Annotated in this window: 3 protein-coding genes and 3 pseudogenes; 3 read left to right on the plus strand and 3 right to left on the minus strand. The window is 36.1% G+C overall.

All coding sequences use genetic code 11. The features are described 5' to 3' along the window. From MF4642_RS16795 to MF4642_RS16255, 3 genes and pseudogenes are all read left to right on the plus strand, one after another. Nucleotides 1-109, plus strand: a pseudogene (locus tag MF4642_RS16795) (IS1 family transposase); the annotation flags it as partial. Nucleotides 110-182: 73 nt separating this feature from the next. After that, a complete protein-coding gene (locus MF4642_RS16250) occupies nucleotides 183-746 on the plus strand; it encodes a hypothetical protein (protein ID WP_078426856.1) in 564 nt (187 codons plus the stop codon). A gap of 35 nt (nucleotides 747-781) precedes the next feature. Further along, entirely contained in the window at nucleotides 782-1,150 is a 369-nt protein-coding gene (locus tag MF4642_RS16255) for a hypothetical protein (RefSeq protein WP_227518568.1), read from the plus strand. A gap of 33 nt (nucleotides 1,151-1,183) precedes the next feature. On the opposite strand, the gene MF4642_RS16260 is transcribed toward MF4642_RS16255, so the two are convergent. From MF4642_RS16260 to MF4642_RS16800, 3 genes and pseudogenes are all read right to left on the minus strand, one after another. Beyond that, entirely contained in the window at nucleotides 1,184-2,221 is a 1,038-nt protein-coding gene (locus tag MF4642_RS16260; protein WP_078426858.1) for a L,D-transpeptidase family protein, read from the minus strand. A 128-nt stretch (nucleotides 2,222-2,349) separates the two neighbouring features. Next, a pseudogene (locus MF4642_RS16265) lies at nucleotides 2,350-2,854 on the minus strand (IS4-like element ISAba33 family transposase); the annotation flags it as partial. Between the two features lie 28 nt (nucleotides 2,855-2,882). After that, nucleotides 2,883-2,991 (minus strand): annotated as a pseudogene (locus tag MF4642_RS16800) (IS1 family transposase); the annotation flags it as partial.

Here is a 2,991-nt window from a genome sequence, read left to right on the forward strand (position 1 = left end):
TCGAATCAGGCGTGGATTTAGGAGAAGTTGCAACTTTTCTAAAAAGCTCGAAAATCATTTTAAAGCCTTTGATTTGACTTTCTTTTACCTTAATAACGGATTTGTTTAACGCCAGCATACTTTTTGAAACACCACCAGAATTAGAATGCTATGACTGCCGTAGACGCTCTGTACAAAATTACATGAACAAATATCTCAATGAGTTTAAATTGTGTATTCCAACATTGTCAGATGAGCCAATAGATTCACCGAAGCGGCAGCTCAGTTACTTAGAAAAAATAGTTCTGTATGTTATGCTCAGCAAAATTAAGATTGGCACAGACAATGTTTTGCCACAACATGAGTGGCGTTCATTTGTTGAACTCGAAGCCAATGGTGCTGGTGATCTTGTAAAAAGAATATTTGAAAAAGGCTATCTTTTTAAAACAAATGAATTTGACGAATTTATACAAAAACAAGCTGATTTGCGCCAGCTACATTCAGATTGTAGACAATATTTGAATGAAAATATAACGCATGAAATTCAAACTTACTTAGCCTTAAATTTTAAGGCAGACATAAATCTTGTGATTCCTGAATGCTACGATTACCTAGAGCAGTGGACCTTTGAGCTGTATGAGGAAATTATGGGTTCAAAAGTTTATATCAAAGACTTCAAGGAAATTGAAAAATATATAAAAAATAAAAGATTAAATGAAGTGTATGCCTTGCTTGATTTTGTTCGCCAATACAAAAAATCCCTGTAAAGAAAAATAATGCTTTGGAATTGGATTTAATGCGGATGCTTCTTAAATATGATTTACAGCATATTTTGAGCTTGTTTTGGTATCAGTCGAAATTTGTAGGTGATCGGTTACGCACCTTAGAGCTATCGGGTGATGAAAACGCTAGGTTTATTAAAGATACTGTTTTTGCTAAGAAAATATCGACTTATTTAGATTATTTAGATTATTTAGACCATAAAGATGAAAAACCTAAGTATCCGAGGAATCTTCCTGGAAATTGGACGTATTCCGAGATTGAGCTGTTTGTTAGTGCCCAATTATTGGCAACTATGAAAAGTGGGAAAAGTATACGCCTAGCGAAATCTTGGCTTTGTGGGAAGAGACAAGAGGAATTGAGCTTGAGAACGCAAGCGCTTGATTGCTAAATTTTGATTTTTCAAATAGCGAGGTAAATTTTTTCATTCCAAGAAAATTACAGTTAACCCCTTATGGAGGACTTTAGCTAAGTTATTAGCATCCCAATTAGTCAATCGGATACAACCATGCGATGCTGTTTTAGAAATTAAGGCGGGATTTGGCGTACCATGAATCCCAAAAGAAGGTCGAGATAAACCAATCCAAATATTTCCTACAGGGTTATTGGGTCCTGGGGGGAGGCTTAATGGCCTAAGATTTTTACCTTGAATAAAATTCTTAGGGTTATAACTATAATGTGGATTTGACACGATACTGCCGATGGAATGTGTGCCAGTGGGTGAAGGGTTATCTTCGCTCCCAATCGTTGCGGGAAAAGATGCAATCATCTTGTTTTGTTGGTCGAGCAAATACAATTGCTTTGAACCTTTGTGCGCGATGATGGTTTTTGTATTGTTTGGCAATGTATTTTTCACATTTGCGACAATAATTTTTTCGCCGACTTTATTAAAACTTGCACCTGAATTAATTTTTTGTAAAAACAATTCATCCATATGAAATTTTTCACCGAGCATTTCAGTTACACGGGTGTAATACAAGCCCTTCATTTTTGACTGTTCGGCATAATCCACAGGGATCGATTGAGCATAAGGACCTTTCAAGTCTTGTGTGGTAATGGTGTACTCAATAAACGTCGGTTGAGTCGTACCTTCATTTAAAAGCCGCCAAGTATTTGCATCTAACACTCCGTCACCACTTAAACTCTTCATAATCTGAAAAGCTGAAATGGCTTTCACAGTATTTAGCCCCCATGTACCATCAATTGCTCCTGAGGATGAGTAATGGCGACTCAACAGTACTTGTAACTTTGCGTAAACAGGAAGATAGCCTTTTTCAAGATTGTCCGACCACTCCGCTTTATTTAGATTATCTAAAGACCATGTGTCGGCTTGGTTTAACAGTGCTAAATTGTTTAGATTGTTAGTGGTAGGAGGAAGTGATTTTTGTGGTTCAGCTGCAAGAGTATAAGTCGAAAAAATATACATACTACTCAGGCAAATAACTAAAAAGCGACTCAACATAACGACTAACCCCCAAACTAATTTTATTGATCAAAATAACTGCACTCATATTTTAAATAAAGTTGATAATTTAAAAATGTATATAAAATGCGGCTTTGTAACAATTTTAACTCTGTACACGACAAATTTCATAGGGCCCTTGTCCTATCAGGCTTTTTCTTTCTTAAAATTGCTAGCACTTTCTTAAATTCTTCTTTTTTCCCAAAACCAATCAAACGTAGAATAGCCATTTGAACATGGTCCAAACCGTAGCGAAATAAACTTACTGAAAGTCGTCCATGCTTCCTTTATTTTTATCGCTTTTTTTCGATCATGTTGCCATTCACCTGTTAAATAGCACCAACAGAAACCGATAGCTAGCACTGCTATCAATTTCTTGACTCGTCTAGGGTCTGTTAAACGAGTATTTTCAAGATTGAATCCACGTCCTTTGAGACAACTAAATAAGGTTTCGATTTCCCAGCGTAATGCATAATCACGAATAGCTGAAGCATTCAACATAGGAGAAACAACAAGTAAAAGTTCTCCATCTTCTAATCGTAGCGCACTAATATACAGTTTCACTCGACCAACCCAAATACGTCGTTTACGACATTCAGTTTGACCAACTTGAAGATGACGAAATAAATCACTAGGTGGTGTTTCAAAAAGTATGCTGGCGTTAAACAAATCCGTTATTAAGGTAAAAGAAAGTCAAATCAAAGGCTTTAAAATGATTTTCGAGCTTTTTAGAAAAGTTGCAACTTCTCCTAAATCCACGCCTGATTCGA

The organism is Acinetobacter sp. MF4642, from assembly GCF_002018925.1.
GTDB classification, from domain to species: Bacteria; Pseudomonadota; Gammaproteobacteria; order Pseudomonadales; family Moraxellaceae; genus Acinetobacter; species Acinetobacter johnsonii.

What these genes read in the sequence shown, in the direction of transcription:
- MF4642_RS16250 (WP_078426856.1), top strand. Translation starts at nt 183, where the DNA reads ATGAACAAATATCTCAATGAGTTTAAATTGTGTATTCCAACATTGTCA.
- MF4642_RS16255 (WP_227518568.1), top strand. Translation starts at nt 782, where the DNA reads ATGCTTCTTAAATATGATTTACAGCATATTTTGAGCTTGTTTTGGTAT.
- MF4642_RS16260 (WP_078426858.1), bottom strand. Translation starts at nt 2,221, where the DNA reads ATGTTGAGTCGCTTTTTAGTTATTTGCCTGAGTAGTATGTATATTTTT.